Origin of the sequence: Bradyrhizobium sp. HKCCYLRH3097 (assembly GCF_051167875.1) — a bacterium.
Classification (GTDB): Bacteria; Pseudomonadota; Alphaproteobacteria; order Rhizobiales; family Xanthobacteraceae; genus Bradyrhizobium.
On sequence record NZ_JBNPTX010000012.1, the window covers coordinates 87,348 to 112,328 of the forward strand.

A 24,981-nucleotide genomic window follows, 5' to 3' on the forward strand; every position below is an offset into this window, starting at 1 on the left:
GGCCGTGCAGAGCCGGCATCGGGGAAGTCAAACATGTTCCGTCGTCATGCCCTGGGTGGTGTGAGCGTGCTCGCACTGCAGCTCTTGCTGCTGCAATCGGCCACGATCGCGCGCGCCGAGACCGAGAAGGAATTGCCGTCCGTCACCGTCGACGCGCCGCGTGCCGCACCACAACGGGCCGTGCGCAAGCCGGTCACGCAGCCAACGTCCGTCCGCGCGCGCGCGCCAAAGCCGGCTGCCGCATCCGTGGTCAGCAGCTCCGGACAGGGAGGAGCGGTGTCCGACCGAGCCTCGGGTGCCGGCGCCGCCCGCAACCAGCTCAGCCAGTCGCCGACCGGCCAGACCGCGACCACGATCGACCGCAGCCGCTACGATGACCGGCCTGCGTTTTCCGTCGGCGACATCCTGCGCGAAAGCCCCGGCGTCTCGCTCAAGCAGGGCAACGGACCGCGCGACCTTGGCATCTCGATCCGCGGCTCCAATGCCCGCAACGGCTTCGGCATCCGCAACATCGTGCTGTTCGAGGACGGATTTCCAGTCACCCAGCCGGACGGGCTGTCGCGCAGCGACCTGATCGATCCCCACGCCTATGGTGCGGTCGACGTGATCCGCGGGCCGTCCTCGGCGCTCTACGGCAACTATGCGACCGGAGGCGCGATCAATTTCCGCACCCGCCCGGGCAGCAGCATCGACGGTGCGGAGATCGGCAGCGAAGGCGGCAGCTTCGGCTATCTCAGCAACTACATGACGTTCGGCAAGAAGGTCGGCAACTTCGAGGGCTCGTTGTTCACCAGCGACGTCCGCGGCGACGGCTATCTCGGCAATAGCTGGTTCAACACCCAGACCGTCAACTTCCTCGGCACCTACAAGGCGACGCCCGACGACCGCTTCACCGTCAAGATCATCAACAACGACCTGTTCACGCGGCTGCCGCTTCGATACACGCTGAGCCAGTACTATCAGAACCCGTATCAGCAGGGCTGCACCACCTGGGCATCCAGAGCAGCCGGCTGCGCGATCGTCGGCCTCAATAAGAACGGATTGAATACACTCGGTGGGGTGGATCAGGAGACCGCATTGCAGGCGGGCCTCGGCCGCAACGACCGCCGCACCATCGTCGGGGGCCGCTGGGAGCACGACTTCGACAACGACACGACCTGGCGCAACCAGTTCGTGTTCGACGACCGCAACATCAGCCAGCCGACCGGATCGACCAGCGCGATCGGCGACTATCCGTCATACAATTACATGAGCGACATCACCAAGAGGGGTGAGATCTTCGGCCTGGAATCGACCGCTTTCTTCGGCGGGTTCTACAACACGCTGACCGCGTCGGGAGATACGCGCTTCGTCGTGCCCGGCGGCAACGCGGCGCTCGGCGGCCTCTCGGCCAATACCTGGAGCGAGACCACCAACTACGGCCTGCGGGCGCGCGAGGAGCTGAAGCTGACGGCGGCGCTGACCGCGGTGGCCGGTCTCGGCTGGGAGCGCACCCATCTGCGCGGCGTGAACACCGCTTACACCTACGGCGCGACGGCAACGACGACCACGATCACGACCGCGGACCGGCAGTTCGACAATCTCGCTCCCGAACTGGCGCTGCTCTACCGGGTGAACAGCGATTGGCTGCTGCGGGCCCGCGTCGCGACGGGCTACGGCACGCCGCAGGTCTCGAACCTGTTCGTGCTGCCGACCGGCGATTTCGGCAACAACACCCAACTGAAGTCGCAGACCAATCTGGGCTACGACGTGGGTTTCGACTGGACGCCGAACCGGTCTCTGACCCTCAGCGCGACGGGCTTCTACGAGTTCTTCCGCAACGAGATCGTCACCCAGGCCGTCACGGGGACGCAGAACACCTCCTACACCTTCAACGCGCCGCGTTCGGAGCACAAGGGCGTTGAGCTGACGGCAGACTGGCGGTTTTTGCCGGGATGGCGGTTCACCGCCGCCTACACCTACCTCGACCAAGTCTACACCGAGTATTCTGAGAACCTTGTGAACGGCAGCAACCTGTTCAGCTTCAACCGCGCCGGCAACAAGATCCCCGGCATCTCGCCGAACGAGCTTACCGCGCGGCTCGGATATGATCACGACAGCGGGAGGTTCGCCGGACTTGGTGGGTTCGTCGAGGTCCAGTGGAAGGACTCGTTCTATATGGACAATGCGAATTTGCTGAAGGCGCCGGGCTACGATCTCGTCAATCTGAACGTTCACTACAAGACCGAGCTTGCCTCGGACACGTTCAAGTCGATGAACGTCTTCTTCGAAGTCCGCAATGTGTTCGACCGCACCTACATCGCCTCCGCAAACAACCTGCAGAATACGGTGACGGGCGCCGGCGTGCAGGGACTGGCGGGCACGGGAACGATCTACGCCGGCTCGCCGCGCGCCTTCCTGGCCGGCATGAAGGTGGCATTCCGATGAGGACCGAGATGACAAGGATCGCACAGCTTCGGAGTGGGCTCGTCGGGCTGGCGATCGCCATGCTTTGTCCGCTCACCGCCCAAGCCCAGATGGCACATCAGCACGGATCGGACGCCGCATGCGAGGGCACCGAGCTCCGATGCGCCACCAAGGTGACGCCGTTCTTCGCTGAAGACGGCAAGCTCTGGCTCGTCTGGATGGCCGGAGGACGGGTGTCGGTGGCGGGCTCGACCGACGGCGGGAAAACGTATTCCGCCGCCGTACCGGTCACCGAGCAGCAGCTCAATCTCGACTGGGGGCCCGATGCCCGTCCGAAGCTGGTGGTCGACGGCAAAGGCGTCATAGCGGTGGCGTTCTCGATCTTCCGCGACCAGGCGTTCAACGGGCAGGTGCTGTACTCCCGGTCGGAGGATGGCGGCAAAAGCTTCGCGGCGCCTCGTCCCATCACGCCAAACAACGAAAGCCAGCGCTTCGAGGCGCTGGCGCTGGACCAGGACGGCACCGTCTTCGTGGCGTGGCTCGACAAGCGCAATCGGGTGCCGGCGAAGGCCGCCGGGCGCGCCTACGAGGGCGCGGGATTGTTCTTCTCATCATCGCGCGATGGCGGCGCCACCTATGCCGAAGCGACGCTGGCCCAGGACAACACCTGCGAATGTTGCCGGCTCGGCGTTGCCTTCGCGGGGCCGGGACGTCCGGTGGTGATGTTCCGCAACATCTTCGAAGGCAGCGTGCGCGACCATGCGGTGGTCACGTTCAGCGACCTCGGCACCCCCGGCGAGGTCCACCGGGTCAGCACCGATGATTGGCAGATCAAGGCCTGCCCGCATCAGGGGCCGAGCCTGACCGTGTCGCCGGCGGGCACCTATCATGTCGCCTGGTTCACAAGCGGCAAGGTTCGCAAGGGGCTGTTCTACGCGCATTCGCGCGACGGTGGCCGGACGTTCTCGGAACCCATGGCGATCGGCCAGGCCGACCGCAATCCGACGCGACCCTATGTGCTCGCGACCCAGGACAGCACGACGCTGGTGTGGAAGGAGTTCGACGGCGAGCGCACCACGGTGATGGGAATGCAATCGCGGGACGATGGCGAGACGTGGTCGAAGCCGCGCGCCCTTGCCAGCACGGACAATGCGTCGGATCACCCGCTGCTGGTCGCCCGTGGCAGGCAGATCTTCCTGTCCTGGATGACCAAGTCGGATGGCTATCGGTTGCAGCCGATCGGAGATGAGTCATGAAACGCGCATTCGCCGCCCTTGCGATCTTTGGCTTCGTCGCCTTGACGGCGTCGAGCACCGCAGCACCGCCATCGCTCAAGCCGTTCGAGCGCGGCACCTGGCGCGAGGTGCTGCGGACCCATGCGGGTCGTCCGACGCTGATCCATTTCTGGGGCGTCACCTGCGGCCCCTGCAAGCTCGAGCTGCCGCAGCTCGGCAAGTTCATGTCCGATCATCCCGAGATCGACGTGGTCACCGTCAGCGCCGATTTGGTGCCGAACCTGAACGCTGCGACCCAGGCCATGCTGGACAAGGCCGGACTCACCACGGCGGAGAACTTCATCTTCAACGACGGATATGTCGAGCGTCTCCGGTTCGAGATCGATCCGTCCTGGCAGGGTGATATCCCGCGCACGATACTCGTGACCCGCGAGGGCGCGGTCTCGACCATCGAAGGCAGCGCCGAGATCGGCGATCTCGACAAATGGTCCTCGGAACAGGGGCGGGGGCACTAAGACGGCCGGGGCGCGGGGATCTTGCCCGGTCGCCCTGCGCGAGCCTCATCACGGCGACGTGCGCCGTTCATCCTCCACTTCAGCGGAACCGGTAAATTGATTGGGAATCCGGCGGCTTAGCCGCCTTTTTTCAAACCCAGCCTTGTGTTTTGCCGCCTGATCCGGTTTGACTGCGCCAGCCCGAACCGAATCTCGAAGGCCTCGCCCATGCGTCTGTCGCGGTTTTTCCTGCCCATTCTGAAAGAAAATCCGAAGGAAGCCGAGATCGTCTCGCACCGGTTGATGCTGCGCGCCGGCATGCTGCGGCAGGAGGCGGCCGGCATCTATGCCTGGCTGCCGCTGGGCTTCAAGGTGCTGAAGAAGATCGAGCAGATCGTGCGCGAGGAGCAGAACCGCGCCGGAGCGCTGGAACTGCTGATGCCGACATTGCAGCTCGCCGACCTCTGGCGCGAGAGCGGCCGCTACGATGCCTATGGCCCGGAGATGCTGCGTATCAGCGACCGCCACAAGCGTGAGTTGCTGTACGGGCCGACCAACGAGGAAATGATCACGGAAATCTTCCGTGCCTATGTGAAGTCCTACCGCAACCTGCCGCTCAATCTCTATCATATCCAATGGAAATTCCGCGACGAGCAGCGTCCCCGCTTCGGCGTGATGCGCGGCCGCGAGTTCCTGATGAAGGACGCCTATTCGTTCGACCTCGACGAGGCCGGCGCGCGGCGCGCCTACAACAGGATGTTCGTCGCGTACTTGCGCACCTTCGCGCGGATGGGCCTGAAGGGCATCCCGATGCGCGCCGAGACCGGTCCGATCGGCGGCGATCTCAGCCACGAATTCATCGTGCTCGCGGAGACCGGTGAATCCGGCGTCTACTGCGACCGCGACGTGCTCGACCTGCCGATCCCGCCGGCGTCCGTCGATTATGACGGCGACCTGACGCCGATCATCAAGCAATGGACGTCGCTCTATGCGGCGACCGAGGACGTCCATGACGCCGCCCGCTTCGAAGCCGAGGTGCCGGCTGAGCGGCGGGTCCATACCCGCGGCATCGAGGTCGGCCAGATCTTCTATTTCGGCACCAAATATTCCGAGCCGATGAAGGCGCTGGTCGCGGGCCCCGATGGGGCGGAGGTGGCCATCCACGGCGGCTCCTATGGCGTCGGCGTGTCACGGCTGGCTGGTGCGATCATCGAGGCCTGTCACGACGACGCCGGCATCAGATGGCCGGAGGAGGTCGCTCCGTTCCGCGCCGTGATCCTCAACCTGAAGCAGGGCGGCTCCGACACCGATGCTGCCTGCGAGCAGCTCTATCGCGATCTCCTGGCCAAGGGGGTCGACGTGCTCTACGACGACACCGAGCAGCGTGCCGGCGGCAAGTTCGCCACGGCGGACCTCATCGGCATCCCCTGGCAGATCATGGTTGGCCCCAAGAGCCTCGCCGAGGGCAAGGTCGAGGTGAAGACCCGCAGCGACGGCGCCCGCCAGATGATGTCCCCCGCGGACGTCGTGGCACGGCTCGGCGGCGGGACATTGGCTGGCTGAGACGCGCGTTCGATCATCGGATTATCCACCGGGGCTGCCCGTCCCCTTCAGGCCAATCCGGCCACATTCGGCCCGAATCATGGGATGATCGCACAATGGATGACGCCATGACCGAACCGGTGCAGACCACCACCCCCTTCGCTCCCTTCGAGTGGATGCTGTCGGGGCGCTATCTGCGCGCGCGCCGCAGGGAAGGGTTCATCTCCGTCATCGCGGGGTTCTCCTTCCTCGGCATCATGCTGGGCGTCGCCACCCTGATCATCGTGATGGCGGTGATGAACGGCTTCCGCAAGGAGCTGCTCGACAAGATCCTCGGTCTGAACGGGCATCTGCTGGTGCAGCCGCTGGAGTCGCCGCTCACCGACTGGAAGGACGTCTCCGAGCGGATCGCGCAGGTGCAGGGCATCCGACTTGCCGCGCCGGTGGTTGACGGACAGGGTCTGGGCTCGTCGCCATTCAATGCGTCAGGCGTGTTCATCCGCGGCATTCGCGCGCAGGACCTCACGAACCTGACGTCGATCGCCAAGAACATCAAGCAGGGTTCGCTGGAAGGTTTCGACGAAGGCCAGGGCGTCGCGATCGGCCGCCGGCTCGCGGACCAATTGTCGCTGCATGCCGGTGACAGCATCACCCTGGTCGCCCCGAAGGGCGCCGTGACGCCGATGGGCACCACGCCGCGCATCAAGCCCTACAAGGTCGCAGCCGTGTTCGAGATCGGCATGTCCGAATACGACTCCAGCTTCGTGTTCATGCCGCTCGCGGAAGCGCAGGCCTATTTCAACCGCAACAACGACGTCACCGCGATCGAGATCTTCACCAGCAATCCCGACAAGGTGGAGCAGTTCCGCAAGACGGTGACCGAGGCGGCGGGACGACCGATCTTTCTGGTCGACTGGCGCCAGCGCAACTCGACCTTCTTCAACGCGCTCCAGGTCGAACGCAACGTCATGTTCCTGATCCTGACCCTGATCGTGCTGGTCGCCGCGCTCAACATCGTCTCGGGGCTGATCATGCTGGTGAAGGACAAGGGGCAGGACATCGCCGTGCTCAGAACGATGGGCGCGTCGCAGGGCGCGATCATGCGGATCTTTCTGATCACCGGCGCGTCCATCGGTGTGGTGGGGACGCTCACCGGGTTCGTCGTCGGCTTGCTGATCTGCATGAACATCGAGACCATCCGGCTGTTTCTGTCGTGGCTGACGAACACGGAACTGTTCGATCCGACGCTCTATTTCCTGTCAAAGCTGCCGGCAGAGATCGATGCCGGTGAGACCAGCGCAGTCGTCATCATGGCCCTGACCCTGTCCTTTCTGGCCACGCTCTATCCATCATGGCGCGCCGCCCGATTAGATCCGGTCGAAGCGCTTCGCTACGAGTGAGGCGCTGATGGACGAGCAGGGGGCCGAGGATGTGCCGGTCGTTTATCTCCACGAGATCAAGCGGCGGTACATGCAGGGTGAGCAGCAGCTGACCATTCTGGACGGCGCCAAGCTGGCGCTGTGGGCCGGTCAGTCGGTGGCGCTGGTGGCGCCGTCGGGCTCGGGCAAGTCGACATTGCTGCACATCGCGGGTCTCCTGGAGAGTCCCGACGAGGGCGAGGTCTATGTCGGGGGCGTGCCGACGTCGCAGTTGACCGACATCGAGCGCACCCAGATGCGCAGGACCGACATCGGTTTCGTCTACCAGTCGCACCGGCTGCTGCCGGAGTTCACGGCGCTGGAGAACGTGATGCTGCCGCAAATGATTCGCGGCTTGAAACGGTCCGAGACGGTGAAGCGGGCGACCGAGATCCTGGCTTATCTCGGGCTCGGCGAGCGCATCAAGCACCGCCCGGCCGAGCTCTCCGGCGGCGAGCAGCAACGCGTCGCGATCGCGCGTGCGGTCGCCAATGCGCCGCGTGCGCTGCTGGCGGACGAGCCGACCGGCAATCTCGATCCTGGCACCGCCGATCACGTCTTTCACGCGCTGATGCAGCTCGTGAAGGCCACGCGGGTCGCGATGCTGATCGCGACCCACAACATGGAGCTGGCCGGCCGCATGGACCGGCGCGTCTCCATCGTCGGCGGCAAGGTCGTCGAGCTCGACTGAGTCCGGCCGCAGTCAGGGCCTGATCACCGTCATCTTGAACGGCTCGCGATGGGCGGCGGCATGGGCGACCGCGTCGTTGGCATGATCGAGGTCGAAACAGGTCGGCTCGAACTGCGCGAGGTCGAGCAGTCCGGCCCTGATCAGTCCCACCATCTTCACTGTCGCTGTCGGCGGGCACATCCAAACGCCGCGGATGGTGATGCAGTCGCGCATGATCCAGGGATAGGGCAGCTCGAGCCCGGGGCCGCCGAGCATGCCGACTCCGCCCATCAACACCACGCGCCCATAGGGACGTACGGTCATCACGGCGGTCCGCACGACATTGGTCGTGACCGAGGGCGGCATGATGTCGAGCACGCAGTCGATCGGGCCGGGCGCGGCGCGCTTCATGCGCTCGGTGTCCTCGCTTTCATGGCCCGACAGCCTGACTGGATGGATGCGTGCGCCGAACCGGCGCTGGAGCTCGGCCAGCATGGCCTCGTTGCGACCGGGCGCCACGACCGCAGCGGCGCCCATGGCGAGCGCCACCGCGACTGCGGCGCTGCCGAACCTGCCGGTGGCGCCGCTGACCAGCACGGTCTCGCCCGCCTGCAGATTGGCGGCAAGAAAGCCGCCATAGGGCACGAGCAGGGTGCCGAGCGCGCACCACCGCGCCGCGTCGCGGGCATCGATGACACCGATCGGCTTGGCGTTCTCCGTTGGCAGCCGCATGCGCTCGGCGAACGAGCCGTGCCGGAAATGCCGTTGTAGCTTGAGCCCGCCCGGTCCGCGCGCGCTCAGGCCTTGCAGGGTTATGTCGGGGGCGAGCGCATTGTCACGTGAGCGCACCGTCGGATCGCAGAACACCCAGTCGCCAATCGCAAGATGCGTGGCATCGGGGCCGAGCGCGCTGACCCTGCCGATGCCGCTCGTTCCCGGGATGACCGGCAGTTCCAGCAGATATTTGCGTTCTCCGCTGAACACTTCATTCGCATAGGACAGCACGCCGGCCGCGGCGATGTCGACGATGACCTCGCCGGTGCCGAGCACGGGGTCTTCGACATGCTCGATCTCGAGCGGCGATCCAAATCGTTTGAGCACGGCGGCCTTCATGGTCCTTCTCCATTTTCGCGATGGCGAGGCACCAGTCTGCCGGTCTATCCTACGCGCAAGAAGGCCTGGTATTATCCTAGGATTGAAGAAGCCCAGGCTGGGCGCACCGCCATCGGGGGCGAACCATGAGTGATCTCGGAGATGAGTGATCCAAGACATGCCGAACTCGGAAACTTCCTGCGCTCGCGGCGCGAGAAGCTGACGCCGCAGGCGGTCGGGCTCGCAGCCGGGCGGCGGCGACGCACCGCAGGGCTGCGGCGGGAGGAAGTAGCCGAGCTCGCTGGCATCGGCGTCGACTGGTACATCCGAATCGAGCAGGGCCGTGCGGTGAAGCCGTCCTCATCCACCATCGATGCGCTGGCGCGCGCCCTGCGCCTGAGCCGAACCGAGCATGCTCATCTCAAGGCGCTGGTGCGCGATCCTGCGCGCAAGCCGTTCGTGCGCGAGCAGGTGCCGCCCCGACTGCGCGAACTCGTGCAGAGTCTGAACCAGCCGGCCTACATCTCCGGACGGCGATGGGATGTGCTCGCCTGGAATGCGGCGGCGGACGAGATCTTCGGCTTCTCGCAACTCGCCGACGATGAGCGCAACACGTTGGTGCTGATGCTGTGCAAGCCCGGCGTGCGCCGGCTGTTCGGCGCGCAATGGAAGGAGCTGGCGCAACGCATGGTCGCGCAGTTTCGCGCGACCTATGATCTGTGGGCGGGCGATCCCGCCTTCGTCGATCTGATCGCGCGGCTGCGGCGTGGCAGCCGCGAGTTCGATGGCTTGTGGGCGGCGCACGACGTCAATGCGCTTGCTGCGGGCGAAAAGCTGCTCGAGCATCCGAAGAAGGGCCGCGTGAGGCTGCGATACGCGACCTTCCAGTCCAACGACGATCCCGCGCTGAAGTTGGCGATCTACTACACGTGATGACGATGCCGCTCCGGACGAGCGTGCATTCCGCGTCGGCCGGGAAGCACCACACATTCGTCCGCTTTGCGCATGATGATGCTACGCATTCGCAAGACTCGTCGTGCTGCCCTGAAGAATTCACGACTGAGACGTGACAGGGGTCGTTCCGTGACCGGGAGTTTCCCGATCACGATTTTGCCGTCGCTCGCATTGTGGCCATGGATGGACGCCGGCCACGACTCCTCCTTACATCTTATTAGTTGTTTGTTCATGTTGCCGGCAAAGCCTTGAAAAACAGGCATTTGCGTCCAATCCCATAAAAGCCGGAAAGAATGGTTCTGATCTGCACATCGGTTGATGTCGGCGGAGCGAATGCGGGTGGCATAGTCGCTTCGTCGCGCTGCATGTTTTTCGCACGGAACCAGGGGGCCTGGGGACTTTGGGACAGAAGCTACGGAGTTCGATGATGAAGACGCTTTTCGGCGCAACGGTGGGGCTCGGCGCAATCGCCGCGGCGACGTCTGCATTCGCAGCTGATCTTCCAATGAAGAAGGGGCCGTACACCAAGGCGCCGCCCGCCGTCGTGGCGACGGTGTATGACTGGAGCGGCTTCTATGTCGGCTTCAACGCCGGCGGAGGTTCCAGCCGGGATTGCTGGAATCTGGTTTCGAACGCCGGTGTGGCGGTGAACCCGGCAGCCAACCGCGAAGGTTGCTCCGGCGGCGGCGGCGCGGCCGTCGGCGGCCAGGTCGGCTACCGCTATCAGATGGCCAACTGGGTGTTCGGCGTCGAGGCGCAGGGCGACTGGGCGAATTTCAAAGGCACGAATCGCAACCTGATTCTTCCCAATGTCAGCGACCGTTCACGCACCAACGGCTTCGGCCTGTTCACCGGCCAGGTCGGCTATGCCTTCGACAACATTCTCGGCTATATCAAGGGCGGTGCCGCGGTCGTCGGCGATCGCTACGACACCTTCACCACGGGCACCAACGTGATGCTCGATCGCGCCAACACGACGCGTTGGGGCGGTACGATCGGTGCCGGCCTCGAATATGGCTTTGCGCCGAACTGGTCGGTCGGCGTCGAGTACGACCACATCTTCCTGGGCAACAAGAACCTGAACTTCGTCGCCGCGGCCGGCGCGCCCGCGATGACTCATCGCATCAAGCAGGACGTCGACATCGGGCTCGTGAAGCTGAACTACAAGTTCGGCCCGGGTTTCGGGATGATGCGCTGACGCAACGTCACCCTTGATTGCTCCGGTTCGTCGAAGCCGCGGCTTCGACGAACCTTCGATGGTATGGCCTGAGACGGCGGCTCGCTGCGTCGAAGGTGGGGACGGGTCAGTCCTCTTCGAACACGAACGGGTTGGGGAACGGCGCGTAGGGATTCGGCGCCGGCGGACGCGGCCTGATCCGCTGCCTGTGCGGATACGGATAGGGCGTCGCGCGCGGGTCATTGCTGACACCGGCGAAATAGGGGTTCGCGATGCAGTTCAGCAGGCGTCCCGACGCCGTCGCCTGGCATTGCGCGTAAGTGTCGAAGGTGCAGTGGCTCAAGCCCGGAAACTCATCACCCTGCAGACAGAACGCATGCCTGACACCGACGGCGTGAGCCGGCGCATGGGTTGCGACCACGAGGCCGGCTGCAGCCAGGGCCGCAAATAAAACCTCACGCATCAACGATCTCCCTTCATCCCTTGATGACCAGAACGCGCGCGCTTCATGGCGAAGCACCGGCGCGACGGCCCTCACGCGTGTGTAGTCGGTCGGCCCTCGATTGCAAGCTGGAAAGTTCCATCAACACACTGTGATTAAAGATTAATTTCCTAACATGTCTCGTGGCCTTTCAGCAGCGAGCTGTGACTGAGCGGCTACAGCAATTGTGGCGCAGATCGGTAAGAGGTGCGGCTGGCCTGGGGGCCAAATGAGACGAGACTGGACCTGTGATGAAGAAACTTCTGTTGACGACGACGGCGCTCGTGGTGCTGGCCTCGCCGGCGCTTGCCGCGGATCTCGCTGCGCGTCCCTACACGAAGGCACCGCCGCCGGTGATGGCTGCGATCTATGACTGGAGCGGCTTCTACATCGGCGCGAACGGTGGCGGCGGCTGGAGCGAGAACACCTGGGATCTGGTCGGCGGCGGCCGCGAGGGTTCGCATGATGCATCCGGCGGCACCGTCGGTGGCCAGGTCGGCTATCGCTGGCAGATGGGCCAGATCGTGTTCGGCGTCGAGGCGCAGGGCAACTGGGCCGACCTCACCGGCGACAATCAGAGCGCGCTGTTCGGAACGCGTAACCGCACCAAGACCGATGCGTTCGGCCTGTTCACCGGCCAGGTCGGCTACGCCATCAACAACGTGCTGCTCTACGCCAAGGGCGGCGCGGCCGTGACCAGCAACAAGTACACGATCACCAATGCGGCGACCGGCGCGTTCCTCGCCTCCAACGACGACACGCGCTGGGGCGGCGTGGTGGGTGCCGGCGTCGAATACGGCTTTGCGCCGAACTGGTCGCTGGGCGTCGAGTACGACCATCTGTTCATGGACCGCCAGACCGTCAGCTTCGGCGCGCTCGGCTCCGACAGCATCAAGCAGGACGTCGATCTGTTCACCGCCCGCCTGAACTACCGCTTCGGCGGCCCGGTCGCGACGCGGTACTGAGTCGATCCTCGCTCGATCGGCCGATTGGAAAGCCCCGGCGTTCGCGCCGGGGCTTTTTGTTTGCGGAGGCGGGTTAACCATTTGCTGTGCCGGCGCGGCGATGAGCCGATCAGCGCGCTTGACCTGAGAACAGAAAAGGAACATTGTTCTTCATATGTTCTGACTCAGGGAGGTCCCGATGCTCAAGGTTTTCGTTCAAGAAGCCGCCGCGCTGGCGTCGATCACGCTGTTCGTCGGCATGATCGCGCTCTGGGCGCAAATCATTCCACAGCTTTAGTTTTCCGAGCGCAGCGGCTGGGGACAAGGCAGGCGAGGGCGCCGGACTCGCCGGAGGTCGTCCGATATGATGCGGAGCGAGTCGGTCGGGGTCGGGGGCATGGCGGTTCATGACTTCGAGCCAAGCCCAAGGCTTGGCCCCGCACCGTGATCTCGGAACAAGCCCCAGGGAAGCTGCAAGGCGAGCATGTCCAGCGCCGGATTCGTCCATCTCCACGTCCATTCCGCCTATTCGCTGCTGAAGGGCTCGATCAAGATCGGCAAGCTCGGCGAACTCGCCAAGGCCGACCGTCAGCCGGCGCTGGCGCTGACCGACACCGACAACATGTTCGGTGCGCTCGAATTCTCCGACAAGATGGCGAGCTATGGCATCCAGCCGATTGCCGGCTGCGAGCTCGCCATCGATTTCGGCGACATGGACCCGAATGCCCGCAATGCCGGCGCGGTCGCGCAGCCCTCGCGAATCGTCCTGCTCGCCGCACGCGAGGAGGGCTACCGCCACCTGATGCGGCTGAACTCGCGCGCCTTCCTGGAGACGCCGACGCATCAGGCGCCGCACATCAAGTTCGAGTGGCTGAACGAGGGTGTCGATGGTCTGATCGCGCTCACGGGCGGGCCCGATGGGCCGATCTCGCTCGCGATCCAGCACGACATGGCGGCACTTGCGACGCAGCGCTGCGAGCGGCTGGCAAGCCTGTTCGGCGACCGCCTCTACATCGAGCTGCAGCGCCACGGCGTCGACCGCGAGCGCCGCGTCGAAGGCGGCCTGATCGATATCGCCTATGGCAAGGGCCTGCCGCTGGTCGCGACCAACGAGCCGTATTTCGCGACCGCCGACGACTACGAGGCGCATGATGCGCTGCTGTGCATCGCCGGCGGCCATCTGATCGCCGACACCGAGCGCGTGCAACTGACGCCGGATCACCGCTTCAAGACCCGTGCCGAGATGGCGGTGCTGTTCGCCGACCTTCCGGAGGCCTTGGCCTCGACGGTCGAGATCGCCGAGCGCTGTTCGTACCGGCCGCGGACGCGCAAGCCGATCCTGCCGTTCTTCACGGTCGGCGCCGGCACCGGCAGCGATGCCGTGGACGCCGCCAGCGCCGAGGCCGCCGAGCTGAAGCGACAGGCGGAGGAGGGTCTGGAGCGGCGCCTCAAGGTGCACGGCATGGCGCCGGGCATGACCGAGGAGGACTATCAGAAGCGGCTCGCCTTTGAGCTCGACGTCATCATGCGCATGAAGTACGCGGGCTACTTCCTGATCGTGTCGGACTTCATCAAATGGGCCAAGGCGCACGGCATCCCGGTGGGACCGGGGCGCGGCTCCGGTGCAGGCTCGCTGGTCGCCTGGGTCTTGACCATCACCGACCTCGACCCGATGCGGTTCGCGCTGCTGTTCGAGCGCTTCCTCAATCCCGAGCGCGTCTCGATGCCGGACTTCGACATCGACTTCTGCCAGGACCGCCGCGGCGAGGTGATCTCCTACGTGCAGCAGCGCTACGGCCGCGACCAGGTGGCGCAGATCATCACCTTCGGCACGCTGCAGGCGCGCGGCGTGCTGCGCGACGTCGGCCGCGTGCTGCAGATGCCCTACGGGCAGGTCGACAAGCTCACCAAGCTGGTGCCGCAGAATCCGGCCGCGCCGGTGACGCTCGCCGCCGCGATCGAGGGCGAGCCGAAGCTGCAGGCCTTCCGCGACGAGGACCCGGTGGTGGCGCGCGCCTTCGACATCGCGATGCGCCTCGAAGGCCTGACGCGGCATGCCTCGACCCACGCCGCCGGCATCGTCATCGGCGACCGGCCGCTGAGCGAGCTGGTGCCGATGTATCGCGATCCGAAATCGGACATGCCGGTCACCCAGTTCAACATGAAATGGGTCGAGCCCGCCGGCCTCGTCAAGTTCGACTTCCTCGGCCTGAAGACGCTGACCGTGCTCGACGTCGCCGTGAAGCTGCTGAAGCAGCGCGACGTCCACGTCGATCTCGCGACCCTGCCGATCGACGACGCGCCGAGCTATCAGATGCTGGCGCGGGGCGACGTGGTCGGCGTGTTCCAGGTTGAAAGCCAGGGCATGCGGCGTGCGCTGATCGACATGCGCCCGGACCGCTTCGAGGACATCATCGCGCTGGTGGCGCTGTATCGTCCCGGTCCGATGGCCAACATCCCGACCTACTGTGCCCGCAAGCACGGCGAGGAGGAGCCGGAATATCTGCACCCGATCCTGGAGCCGATCCTGAAGGAGACCTTCGGCGTCATCATCTACCAGGAACAGGTGATGCAGGTCGCGCAGCAGATGTCCGGCTATTCGCTCGGCGAGGCCGACCTCCTGCGGCGCGCCATGGGCAAGAAGATCCGCGCCGAGATGGACAAGCAGCGCGTCCGCTTCGTCGAAGGCGCCGTCAAGAACGGCGTGCCGAAGGACCAGGCCGACACGATCTTCGACCTGCTCGCCAAATTCGCCGACTACGGCTTCAACAAGTCGCACGCGGCCGCCTATGCGCTGGTGTCCTACCACACCGCCTACATGAAGGCGCATTATCCGGTGGAGTTCATCGCGGCGTCGATGACGCTCGATCTCAACAACACCGACAAGCTCTCTGAATTTCGTACCGAGGCGCAGCGCCTCGGCATCAAGGTCGAGCCGCCGTCGATCAACCGCTCGGGGCCGACCTTCGAGGTCAGCGGCAACACCATCTTCTACGCGCTCGCCGCGCTCAAGGGCGTCGGCCCGCAGGCGATCGAGATGATCGTCGAGGCCCGCAACAAGGGCGGCCCGTTCACCTCGCTCGCCGACTTCGCCTCTCGCGTCAATCCGCGCGCGATCAACAAGCGCATCATCGAGACGTTGGCGGCGGCCGGTGCGTTCGACGTGCTCGACAAGAACCGCGCCCGCGTGTTCGCCGGCGCGGACGCGATCGTCGCCGCCTGCCAGCGCGCGCACGAGGCCGCCACCTCCGGCCAGAACGACATGTTCGGCAACGCCGCCGATGCGCCCGCGATCATCCTGCCGAACATCGAGAACTGGCTGCCGGCCGAGCGTCTGCGGCGCGAATATGATGCGATCGGCTTCTTCCTGTCGGGCCATCCGCTCGACGACTACGCGGCGGCGCTGAAGCGCCTGCGCGTGCAGAGCTGGGCCGAGTTTTCGCGTGCGGTGAAGACCGGCGCGACCGCGGGCAAGGTTGCCGCCACCGTGGTGTCGCGCATGGAGCGGCGCACCAAGACCGGCAACAAGATGGGCATCATGGGTCTGTCGGATCCGACCGGCCATTTCGAGGCCGTGCTGTTCTCTGAGGGCCTCGCACAATATCGCGACGTGCTCGAGCCGGGCGCGGCGGTGCTGCTGCAGCTCGGCGCCGAGCTGCAGGGCGAGGATGTCCGCGCGCGGGTGCTGCATGCCGAGCCGCTCGATGATGCCGCCGCCAAGACGCAGCGCGGATTGCGCATCTTCCTGCGCGACACCAAGCCGCTCGATTCCATCGTCAAGCGCCTGCAGGGGCCGGAAGGTGCCGCGGTCAATGGCAACGGGGCGATCGCCAAGAGCGCCGCGCCGCCCTTGGCGCCCCGCACCGCAGCAGGCGAAGGCGAGGTGTCGCTGGTCATGATGCTGGACCTCGAAACCGAGGTCGAGATGAAACTGCCGGGGCGCTTCAAGGTTTCGCCACAAATCGCAGGTGCCATCAAGGCGGTGACCGGCGTGGTCGACGTGCAGCAGCTGTAATCGAGGCGATCGTTCCGCTGGAGCGGCTGCGTTCGGCGATCTTGCTGGTCGAACGGGGGGACGAGGAACAAAAAAGCTGCGCGTGGGCTGTACGGACATGCCTCCGTTCAACCGCGGTTCAGCCATTCTCCCGCTGAATCCGCGGCGGGTGCCTCGAAGGGGCTTGAACCATGCGCTTGACCAAGATCACCGCGAAGATCGTCCTGAGTGTCTCGCTCTGCCTGCTCGCCTTGGCGGCCTTGCCGCGGCTTGCCGCAGCGCAGCAGCCCGGCGCCGAAAAGCGTATCGCTCTGGTGATCGGCAACGGGGCCTATGCCAAGGGCCCGCTGGCGACGGCGGCCAACGACGCCGGCCTGATCGCGCAGACGCTGCAGGCCGCGGGCTTCGATGTGGTCGGCGCGCGCGATCTCGATGCCGACACGCTGCGCAAGAGCTTTCGAGATTTCATTCACAAGGCCCAGTCAGCCGACACCAACACCGTCGCAATGGTCTATCTGGCCGGCTACGGCATGCAGCTCGCCGGCGAGAACTATTTTCTTCCCGTCGACGCCAACATCGGCAGCGACGTCGACATTCCGACCGAAGGCCTGCGCCTCAGCGACTACATCCGCCAGCTTGCGGCGACGCCGGTGAAGGCCAGCGTCGTGGTGCTCGATGCCGCCCGCCAGCAGCCCTTCATCGCCAGCGGTCCGGCGATCGCCGGCGGCCTGGCGCTGGTCGAGCCCGATGCCAACATGCTGATCGCCTTCAATGCGGCGCCGGGCACGATCGCGCCGAACGAGACCGGCGCCTACGGCGTCTACGCGCGCTCGCTCGCGGAGATGATCCGCACCGGCGGCCTGTCGCTGCCGGAGGTGTTCGACCGGCTGCGGCTGCGCGTCAACGAGGAGACCAAGGGCGCGCAGGTGCCGTGGGATGCGCAGAAGATCCAGGCCGCCTTCACCTTCTTCGAGCGGGCGCCGGACGCGCCTGCCACGCCGGATTCGCCGGAGCAGACCGCGGCGCTGCGCTCGCGCCCGATCCGCGAGCTGCCGGTGCAGGAGGCCTATGCCGCGGCGCTGGAGCGCGACACGCTGCAGGGCTATGAGGATTTCATCGCCGCCTATCCGAGCGACCCGCTGGCGCGGCGCGTGCGCGCCCTCGTCGCCGCTCGCCGCGAGGCGCTGACCTGGCGACGGACGTTTCGCACCGACAGCCCGGAGGCCTATTGGTCTTACCTGAAGCGCTATCCCTATGGCGCGCATGCCGAGGACGCCCGGCGGCGGCTGGCGATGTTGTCGGCACAGCCGGCGCCGCCGCCGACCTTCGCGATGATCGAATATGACGTGCCGCCGCCGCCGCTCGACGAGGTGATCTATGTCGAACGTCCGGTGCTGCTGTTCTCGGATCCCGAATTCGATTTCGTGCCGCCGCCCCCGCCGCCGGTCTACATCCTGCCGCCGCCTCTGCCGGAGTTCGTGGAGCTGCCGCCGCCGTTCGCTCCGGTCGGCCTGTTCATCCTGCCGCGGCCGGTGTTCGTGCCGATCCCGGTCTATGTCCGGCCGCCGGCTTTCGTTGCCCCGCCGCCGAACAACATCATCTACCAGAACATCCACAACCCGACCGTCATCAACACCGTGATCAATCGTCCGGCGCCGCCGGCCGCGCCGATCACTGCCGGCCCCGCGGCCGTGACGACGCCGGCCGTGGCGGTGGCACCGGCCTTGCCGCCGGCCGTCGCGCAGCGCGCCACGCTGATCCAGCAGGGCAAGGTCCCGCCGCCGGGAGGACCGCTCACCAATCCCACGGTCCGGCCCGGTGCAGCACCGGCCATTCAGGCCAACGCTCCGCCGGGCGGACCCTCGCCGGCCATGACGGGACCCGGGCAGGGGCATGCCAATGTCAATCCGCTGCCGGTGCCCGGTCGCGGTGGTCCGCCGGTGCCACCATCGGTTCAGGCTCCTAGTCTGCGCCAGCCGGCACCGGCATCGCCCTCTGCCGCGCTGCCACCGCCCGCGCGCCAGGATCTGCGCGCGAACCGCACGCCGCCGGGCGCAGTCGTGCCGCAGCCCGCAAGGCCATCGGTGACGCCGTCCCGTCCGGTCATGCCGTCAGCCGTTCCGCGCGGGCCTGAGGTGAGCCCGCGCATTCAGCAGGCGACGCCACCGCAGATCCAGCGCCGCCCGCCGCCACCACCGGCGACGGCGCGTCTGAGCCCGCCACCGGCGCCGCCACGACCGCCGGTTGCACCGATGGTTCGGGCGGCTCCGCCACCTCGGCCGGCGCCACCGCCGCCGCAAGTCATGCGTCCGTCCGCTCCGCCACCGATGGCGCGTCCTGCGCCTCCACCGCAGATGGCGCGTCCCAGTCCGCCGCCGATGGCCGCCGTGGCCCGGCCAGCGCCGCCACCGCCGCCGATGGCACGGCCCGCGCCGCCGCCGCCACGTCCGGCGGCCCCGCCGCCGGGCAAGAGATGTCCGCCGAACGTCCCGCATTGCTGAGCCGCGGCGCGTTGGCCTGAGGTCGGCGCGGTTGCAACATCGGCCTGTTTTCGATATGGCCGGACCGCCGGACTGATCGATCGTGGGCGCAGGACGTCGGCGGCCGACGACGTGTTGCGGGGGCATCAGTGATATCAGCGTTTGTCGGGACCTTGCGCACGCTGTCTTTGCGAAGCTCAATCATGGCCGCGCTTTGCGGCGTCGGTATCGCCGGCCTGCCATCGCCAAGCGATGCTCAAGCGCTGCCGGGCGCCGAAGCCGTCTATGCCTCGGCGCCGCCGCGCCTGCTCCAGATCCGCACGCTCGTGGCCGATGCCGGCCGCCAGACCTCGACCGGATCCGGCTTTCTGGTCTCCGCCGACGGGCTCGCGGTCACGAACTATCACGTTGTGTCGGATGCAGCACTCGAGCCGAAGACATACCGGCTCGAATATACGGGAGCCGATGGCACGCAGGGCGGCGTCACGTTGCTCGCTGTCGACCTGCCCAACGATCTCGCGCTCGTTCGCGTCGACAAGCAGAACGCGCCGTTCTTTTCGTTCGACAAGGCCGCGCTCGACGGCAGCCTGCCGAAAGGCGAGCGGCTCTATTCGCTCGGCAACCCGCTCGACCTCGGCTTCACCATCATCGAGGGAACGTATAACGGTCTCGTCGAGCACAGCTACAACGATCACATCCATTTCACCGGCGCGCTCAATCCCGGCATGAGCGGCGGGCCCGCGGTGAATGCGCAAGGCCAGGTGGTCGGCATCAACGTCGCCACGCGCCGCGGCGGCCAGCTCATCAGCTTCCTGGTGCCCGCCCGCTTCGCGGCCGCGCTCCTGGCGCGCGGCCAAGATGCCAGGCCGGCGGCGGCCGATCTGCACAAGGACGTGATCGCGCAGCTTACGAGCTGGCGTGGAGCGCTCTACAAGTCGCTGGGCGAGGAGGGCTTCCGCGATCGGGTGTTCGGCTCCTATCAGGCGCCGGAGACGCGCGCGGGCTGGTTCGAATGCTGGGCGAGCACCAATGCCAGCGCGTCGCCGAAGCCGCGCGCCAGCATCAATTCGACCAGTTGCAAGGCCGAGGCCAGCGTCTATGTCGCCTCCGACCTCAACACCGGCGTGGTCGAGGTCAGCCACTCCTACGCGAAATCGATCGACCTCAATCAATTCCAGTTCGCGACCGTGCTGACGCAGCTGGCGCAGCCGCGACTCACCCAGGGCGGCTCGTTCCGCAAATGGTACACGCCGCAGCATTGTCATGCCGATTTCGTCGGCGTGACGCCGGCGGCCGCTCATCCGCCGCTACGCGTGCTGTGGTGCGCGCAGGGCTATCGCGAGTTCGACGGCCTCTATGACGTCGTGCTGGTCGCGGTGACGCAGGACCATGCCGACGAGGCGCTGGTGTCGCGGCTGAACCTGCAGGCGATCGCCTATGACGACGCCTTGCGCCTCGGCAAGAGCTTCCTCGAACGCCTGCAGGTCGCACGATGATCTGGATCGAGATCCTCTCCAAGCATCGCGACGTCGCCGGCCGCTTCCGCGTCGATGCCGCCGAGATCAGCATCGGCCGCGGCTACGACAATCACGTCATCCTCGACGATCCCTATGTCGCCGCGCGCCATGTGCGAATTTTCCGCGACGGCGAGGGGCGCCTGGTCGCCGAGGATCTCGGCAGCGCCAATGGCCTCTTTCTCGATCGCGGCAAGAGCCGGAAGCCGCAGCTCGTCCTCGACGGCGCCAAGCCGATCCGGATCGGCCAGACGCTGCTTCGGATCCGCGACGCCGGCCATGCCGTCGAGCCGGAGCGGCTCGCGGGCTCCGAACGCGGGGCGCTGCCGATCATCGCCGCGATCGCCCTCGGTGTCGTCCTGCTCGCGATCAACGCGGTGATGACCTGGTTTGCGCAGACCTCCGAGGCGCATCTGTCCGATTATCTTGTGCCGACCGTCACGATGATCGGGGTGGTCGTCGCATGGGTTGGCGTCTGGGCGCTGCTGGCGCGGCTGTTTTCCGGCCGCTCGCATTTTCTGCGCCACCTCCTGATCGCGCAGGCGGGTCTGATTGCGTTCTGGGTCTACAGCGAGTTCGCCCAGATTGCCTCGTTCGCCCTGACCTGGAGCGCTGTCTTCACCTACGGCTACGTCGTTTCGTGGATCGTTCTCGCCGCGACCTGCTTGCTGCATCTGCGTGAGGTCGGACGCACCCATATGCTCGCCAAGGGCCTGGTGGTCGGCCTTTTGCTGGTGGTCGCGATCGCGATCCAGACCGTGCAGCGGTCGGAGGCGTTGGCGAATTCCGGCCGTCCCAATGTCAGCCACGTGCTGATGCCGCCGTCCCTGCGCCTGGTCCCGGTGCAGGACGAGCAGACCTTCTTCGAAGACGCCGCGCGGCTGAGGGCGAAGCTCGATGCCGACCGCGCCGCGCTGGCCCCGGCCGGTGTGGAGCGCTGATCACAGTTCCACTGTCTTTGCTCCCGGAGGTTGAAAGTTCCCTGGTTCCCGTCATAGCCTCGAACCCCGGGTTTCTACGGGGGGGCAATGAACAGGCGAGCGCTGCTGGGATTGGGAGCGGCATTTCTGGTATCAGGATGCCTGACAGGCAAGGAAGGCACCGAATACGCTGTGGTGTCACAGAAGATCGGGGCACCGCGTGCCGGGCAGTCCCGCATCATCATCATGAGCTTGAAGGATGCCTGGCTGGACCGGACCACGTGCGACGCCAAGGTCGACGGCGTCGCGCTGAGTCGCCTGATCCCCGGAACCTATGTCTACGTCGACCGTCCGGCCGGTCCGCACCACCTCGTCGCCACCCAGACCCTGTTCCCAGGCGACTCGGTGCTCGATTTCAACACCGAGCCGGGGCGGACCTATTTCTTCTCGATCAGGCCCAGTGATCGGTCCAGGGCCATGCAGGGCGGCGGCATGGCGTTCGGCCTGCTCGGCATGGGCGTCATGGCCGCGGCCTCGTCGGGCGCTGACAACAAGGGTCCGGTCGACTTCGTTCCGCTGCAGGAGGGGCAGGCCCGGACGGCGATGGTCGAGCTTCTGCAGGCCGAATGAGCCCATTTTCCTTGCGTTGCGCCAAAATCCGGCTATATAGCCCGCCATCTCACACGGAAACTTGGCTCTCCTAGAGGGCGTCCGGTGGCAAGCCGGGCCTTGACGGCCCGTTGTTGCTCACGCGTTTCCGGAGGAATCAACCGGAGAATATCCAATGGCGCTGCCTGAATTCACGATGCGTCAGCTGCTCGAAGCTGGCGTGCACTTTGGTCACCAGTCTCACCGCTGGAATCCGAAAATGGCCGATTTCATTTTCGGAGCCCGCAACAACATCCACATCATCGATCTCGCCCAGACCGTGCCGCTGCTGCACACGGCGCTGCAGGCCGTCAGCGACACCGTCGCCAAGGGCGGCCGCATCCTGTTCGTCGGCACCAAGCGCCAGGCGCAGGACAACGTGGCCGACGCAGCCAAGCGCTGCGCGCAGTATTTCGTCAATTCGCGCTGGCTCGGCGGCACGCTGACCAACTGGAAGACGATCTCGGCCTCGATCAAGCGCCTGCGTCATCTCGACGAGGTGCTGTCCTCGGGCGAAGCCAACTCCTACACCAAGAAGGAGCGGCTGACCCTGCAGCGCGAGCGCGACAAGCTCGACCGCTCGCTCGGCGGCATCAAGGACATGGGCGGTCTGCCCGACATGATCTTCGTGATCGACACCAACAAGGAAGACATCGCGATCCAGGAGGCCCAGCGCCTCAAGATCCCGGTGGCCGCGATTGTCGACACCAATTGCGATCCGAAGGGCATCACCTATGTCGTGCCCGGCAATGACGACGCCGGCCGCGCCATTTCGCTGTACTGCGACCTGATCGCGCGGGCCGCCATCGACGGCATCTCGCGCGCGCAGGGCGAGCTCGGGATCGACGTCGGCGCCTCGGCGGCTCCGCTCGAGGAAGATCTTCCGGCTGCGTCCACTTCGACGTTCCAGGGTCTGCCTGGTCCGCGCGGCACCGCCGATGATCTCAAGAAGCTCACCGGCGTGTCCGGTGCGATCGAGAAGAAGCTCAACGACCTCGGCATCTTCCACTACTGGCAGCTCGCCGAGCTCAACCACGACACCGCGCACCAGATCGGCGAAGAAGTCGGTCTCCCGAGCCGGGCCGATGCCTGGGTCGCGCAGGCCAAGTCGCTCGCCGACGCGTAAGACGACACAACACCATTCTGGCCGGCGTCTCACGCCGGCCGTCGCGACTGAGATAGGTTTTTCCTGGCAGCGGGCGGCGACGAGCCATCCGCTGCGTCGCGCTTTGGACAGGCAAAAGGACGTTCAACGATGGCTAATATCACCGCAGCGATGGTGAAGGACCTGCGCGAGTCGACCGGCGCGGGCATGATGGACTGCAAGGCCGCGCTCACCGAGAACGGCGGCGACATGCAGGCCGCGCAGGATTGGCTGCGCAAGAAGGGCCTGTCGAAGGCCGCCAAGAAGGCCGGTCGCGTTGCGGCCGAGGGCCTGATCGGCGCGCTGACCTCCGGCAAGAAGGGCGTGGTCGTCGAGGTCAATTCCGAGACCGACTTCGTCGCCCGCAACGAGCACTTCCAGGGTCTGGTCAAGATGATTGCCCAGGTCGCGCTCGACGTCGGGGCCGACGTGGAGAAGATCAAGGCCGCCAAGGTGGGCAGCATCACGGTCGAGGCCGCGATTGCCGATTCGATCGCCACCATCGGTGAGAACCAGACGCTGCGGCGTGCGGCTTCGCTCGAAGTGAGCCAGGGCGTCGTGTCGAGCTACGTCCATGGCGCCGTCATCGAGGGTGCCGGCAAGCTCGGCGTGATCGTGGCGCTGGAGTCGCCCGGCAAGACCGACGAGCTCGCCGTGCTCGGCCGTCAGCTCGCGATGCACGTCGCCGCGGCCAATCCGCAGGCGATCGATGCGGCGGGTCTCGATCCGGAGCTCGTCAAGCGCGAGAAGGACGTGCTCGCCGACAAGTATCGTCAGCAGGGCAAGCCGGAAAACGTGATCGAGAAGATCGTCGAGTCCGGTCTGAAGACCTACTACAAGGAAGTCACCCTGCTCGAGCAGGCCTTCATCCATGACAGCGGCAAGTCGGTCGCGCAGGCGCTGAAGGAAGCCGAAGGCAAGGTCGGCGGTCCGATCAAGGTTGCCGGTTTCGTCCGCTATGCCCTCGGTGAGGGTATCGAGAAGGAAGAGACCGACTTCGCTGCCGAAGTCGCCGCCGCCAGCGGCAAGAAGTAACGACTGAGCACAGTCACGATCCGGCGCGGCGTTCGCGCCGGATCTCAACGCGCGGGATAGGAGAGCATTGGCACATGGCTGAGCCGGTCTATCGTCGCGTCGTGGTCAAGCTGTCCGGCGAATATCTCGCGGGCCCTCATTCTTTCGGCATCGACCAGCCGACCGTCGACCGCATCGCCGATGACCTCATCGCGGCCCAGAAGCTCGGCGTCGAGATCGCAGTCGTGGTCGGCGGCGGCAACATGGTGCGCGGCGTCGAGGTGTCGTCGCAGGGCGTGTCGCGTCCGACCGGCGACACCATGGGCATGCTCGCCACCGTCATGAACTGCCTGGCGCTGGAAGCCGCCATCCAGCGCAAGGGCACCCCGGCGCAGGCGCTCTCGGCTTTCGTCATGCCGGAGGTGTGCGAGCTGTTCACCCGCGCTGCGGCGCACAAGTCGCTGGCCGAAGGACGCATCGTCGTGCTCGGGGGCGGCACCGGCAATCCCTATTTCACGACCGATACCACAGCGGTCTTGCGGGCGGCCGAGATCGGTGCCCAGGCCGTGCTCAAGGCCACCAATGTCGACGGGGTCTATAGCGCCGATCCCAAGAAGGATCCGGCCGCCAAGCGCTTCGACCGGCTGACCCATTCACAGGCCATCGAGGGCGGCTACAAGGTCATGGACGCGACCGCATTCGCCCTTGCCCGGGAAACGTCGCTGCCTATCATTGTGTTCTCCATTGCCGAACCGGGCTCGATCGGCGCGATGCTGCAGGGCGAAGGGCGCGGCACCATCGTCGCGGGGTGAGCCGCGGCACCGTCGGCCGCCGGTGTTGGACCGATCCCGAGC

At 66.0% G+C, this 24,981-nt stretch carries 19 protein-coding genes; 17 read left to right on the forward strand and 2 right to left on the reverse strand.

From position 1 onward, the window contains the following. Positions 1-33 precede the first annotated feature (33 nt). The 6 genes from ACQR0U_RS25550 (at position 34) to ACQR0U_RS25575 (ending at position 7,786) form a co-directional block, all read left to right on the forward strand. A complete protein-coding gene (locus tag ACQR0U_RS25550; RefSeq protein ID WP_434843781.1) occupies positions 34-2,427 on the forward strand; it encodes a TonB-dependent receptor family protein in 2,394 nt (797 codons plus the stop codon). Positions 2,428-2,435: 8 nt separating this feature from the next. After that, positions 2,436-3,662 (forward strand): exo-alpha-sialidase, encoded by a 1,227-nt coding sequence (locus ACQR0U_RS25555; RefSeq protein WP_434843780.1) that lies wholly within the window; start codon positions 2,436-2,438, stop codon positions 3,660-3,662. Then, positions 3,659-4,156 (forward strand): TlpA family protein disulfide reductase, encoded by a 498-nt coding sequence (locus tag ACQR0U_RS25560; protein ID WP_316185783.1) that lies wholly within the window; start codon positions 3,659-3,661, stop codon positions 4,154-4,156. Before ACQR0U_RS25555 ends, ACQR0U_RS25560 begins: the two co-directional genes overlap by 4 nt. A gap of 207 nt (positions 4,157-4,363) precedes the next feature. After that, the gene (gene proS / locus ACQR0U_RS25565; protein ID WP_316175254.1) at positions 4,364-5,698 is read left to right on the forward strand and encodes a proline--tRNA ligase; all 1,335 of its coding nucleotides are present in this window, start codon (positions 4,364-4,366) and stop codon (positions 5,696-5,698) included. 95 nt (positions 5,699-5,793) lie between these two features. Beyond that, complete coding sequence (locus ACQR0U_RS25570; RefSeq protein WP_434843779.1) at positions 5,794-7,077, forward strand: lipoprotein-releasing ABC transporter permease subunit; 1,284 nt, start codon at positions 5,794-5,796, stop codon at positions 7,075-7,077. Between the two features lie 7 nt (positions 7,078-7,084). Further along, positions 7,085-7,786, forward strand: coding sequence for an ABC transporter ATP-binding protein (locus ACQR0U_RS25575; protein WP_231324716.1), 702 nt, complete (start codon positions 7,085-7,087; stop codon positions 7,784-7,786). Between the two features lie 12 nt (positions 7,787-7,798). Here the strand turns inward: ACQR0U_RS25575 and ACQR0U_RS25580 are convergent, their stop codons facing one another. Continuing rightward, positions 7,799-8,878, reverse strand: a complete 1,080-nt coding sequence (locus tag ACQR0U_RS25580; RefSeq protein WP_315711584.1) for an alcohol dehydrogenase catalytic domain-containing protein — start codon at positions 8,876-8,878, stop codon at positions 7,799-7,801. Between the two features lie 141 nt (positions 8,879-9,019). Here ACQR0U_RS25580 and ACQR0U_RS25585 point away from each other — a divergent pair, with 141 nt between their 5' ends. Both ACQR0U_RS25585 and ACQR0U_RS25590 read left to right on the forward strand, forming a co-directional pair. Beyond that, on the forward strand, positions 9,020-9,790 hold the full coding sequence (locus tag ACQR0U_RS25585) for a helix-turn-helix transcriptional regulator (protein WP_315827155.1): 771 nt from the start codon (positions 9,020-9,022) through the stop codon (positions 9,788-9,790). 445 nt (positions 9,791-10,235) lie between these two features. Next, positions 10,236-11,009: an outer membrane protein gene (locus tag ACQR0U_RS25590; protein ID WP_315711586.1), complete on the forward strand. Its 774-nt coding sequence runs from the start codon at positions 10,236-10,238 to the stop codon at positions 11,007-11,009. Positions 11,010-11,115: 106 nt separating this feature from the next. Here the strand turns inward: ACQR0U_RS25590 and ACQR0U_RS25595 are convergent, their stop codons facing one another. Further along, on the reverse strand, positions 11,116-11,451 hold the full coding sequence (locus ACQR0U_RS25595) for a DUF3551 domain-containing protein (protein WP_315711587.1): 336 nt from the start codon (positions 11,449-11,451) through the stop codon (positions 11,116-11,118). Between the two features lie 269 nt (positions 11,452-11,720). On the opposite strand from ACQR0U_RS25595, the gene ACQR0U_RS25600 reads away from it, so the two are divergent. The 9 genes from ACQR0U_RS25600 (at position 11,721) to pyrH (ending at position 24,939) form a co-directional block, all read left to right on the forward strand. Further along, positions 11,721-12,434, forward strand: a complete 714-nt coding sequence (locus ACQR0U_RS25600; protein WP_315750905.1) for an outer membrane protein — start codon at positions 11,721-11,723, stop codon at positions 12,432-12,434. Between the two features lie 463 nt (positions 12,435-12,897). Continuing rightward, positions 12,898-16,428 carry a DNA polymerase III subunit alpha gene (gene dnaE, locus ACQR0U_RS25605; protein ID WP_316185787.1) on the forward strand — a complete coding sequence of 1,177 codons (3,531 nt, stop codon included), beginning with the start codon at positions 12,898-12,900 and terminating at the stop codon, positions 16,426-16,428. A 170-nt stretch (positions 16,429-16,598) separates the two neighbouring features. Then, complete coding sequence (locus ACQR0U_RS25610; protein ID WP_434843778.1) at positions 16,599-18,908, forward strand: caspase family protein; 2,310 nt, start codon at positions 16,599-16,601, stop codon at positions 18,906-18,908. Between the two features lie 182 nt (positions 18,909-19,090). Then, the gene (locus ACQR0U_RS25615) at positions 19,091-20,383 is read left to right on the forward strand and encodes a S1C family serine protease (protein WP_315827151.1); all 1,293 of its coding nucleotides are present in this window, start codon (positions 19,091-19,093) and stop codon (positions 20,381-20,383) included. Next, positions 20,380-21,342 carry an FHA domain-containing protein gene (locus tag ACQR0U_RS25620; protein ID WP_315711593.1) on the forward strand — a complete coding sequence of 321 codons (963 nt, stop codon included), beginning with the start codon at positions 20,380-20,382 and terminating at the stop codon, positions 21,340-21,342. The genes ACQR0U_RS25615 and ACQR0U_RS25620 overlap by 4 nt, the downstream gene beginning before the upstream one ends. Before the next feature lie 87 nt (positions 21,343-21,429). Then, positions 21,430-21,951, forward strand: coding sequence for a hypothetical protein (locus tag ACQR0U_RS25625; protein ID WP_315711595.1), 522 nt, complete (start codon positions 21,430-21,432; stop codon positions 21,949-21,951). A gap of 154 nt (positions 21,952-22,105) precedes the next feature. Continuing rightward, positions 22,106-23,095, forward strand: a complete 990-nt coding sequence (locus tag ACQR0U_RS25630; RefSeq protein WP_315711596.1) for a 30S ribosomal protein S2 — start codon at positions 22,106-22,108, stop codon at positions 23,093-23,095. A gap of 129 nt (positions 23,096-23,224) precedes the next feature. After that, on the forward strand, positions 23,225-24,148 hold the full coding sequence (gene tsf / locus ACQR0U_RS25635; protein ID WP_315711597.1) for a translation elongation factor Ts: 924 nt from the start codon (positions 23,225-23,227) through the stop codon (positions 24,146-24,148). Positions 24,149-24,222: 74 nt separating this feature from the next. After that, the gene (gene pyrH / locus ACQR0U_RS25640) at positions 24,223-24,939 is read left to right on the forward strand and encodes a UMP kinase (RefSeq protein ID WP_315711598.1); all 717 of its coding nucleotides are present in this window, start codon (positions 24,223-24,225) and stop codon (positions 24,937-24,939) included. Positions 24,940-24,981: the final 42 nt, after the last annotated feature.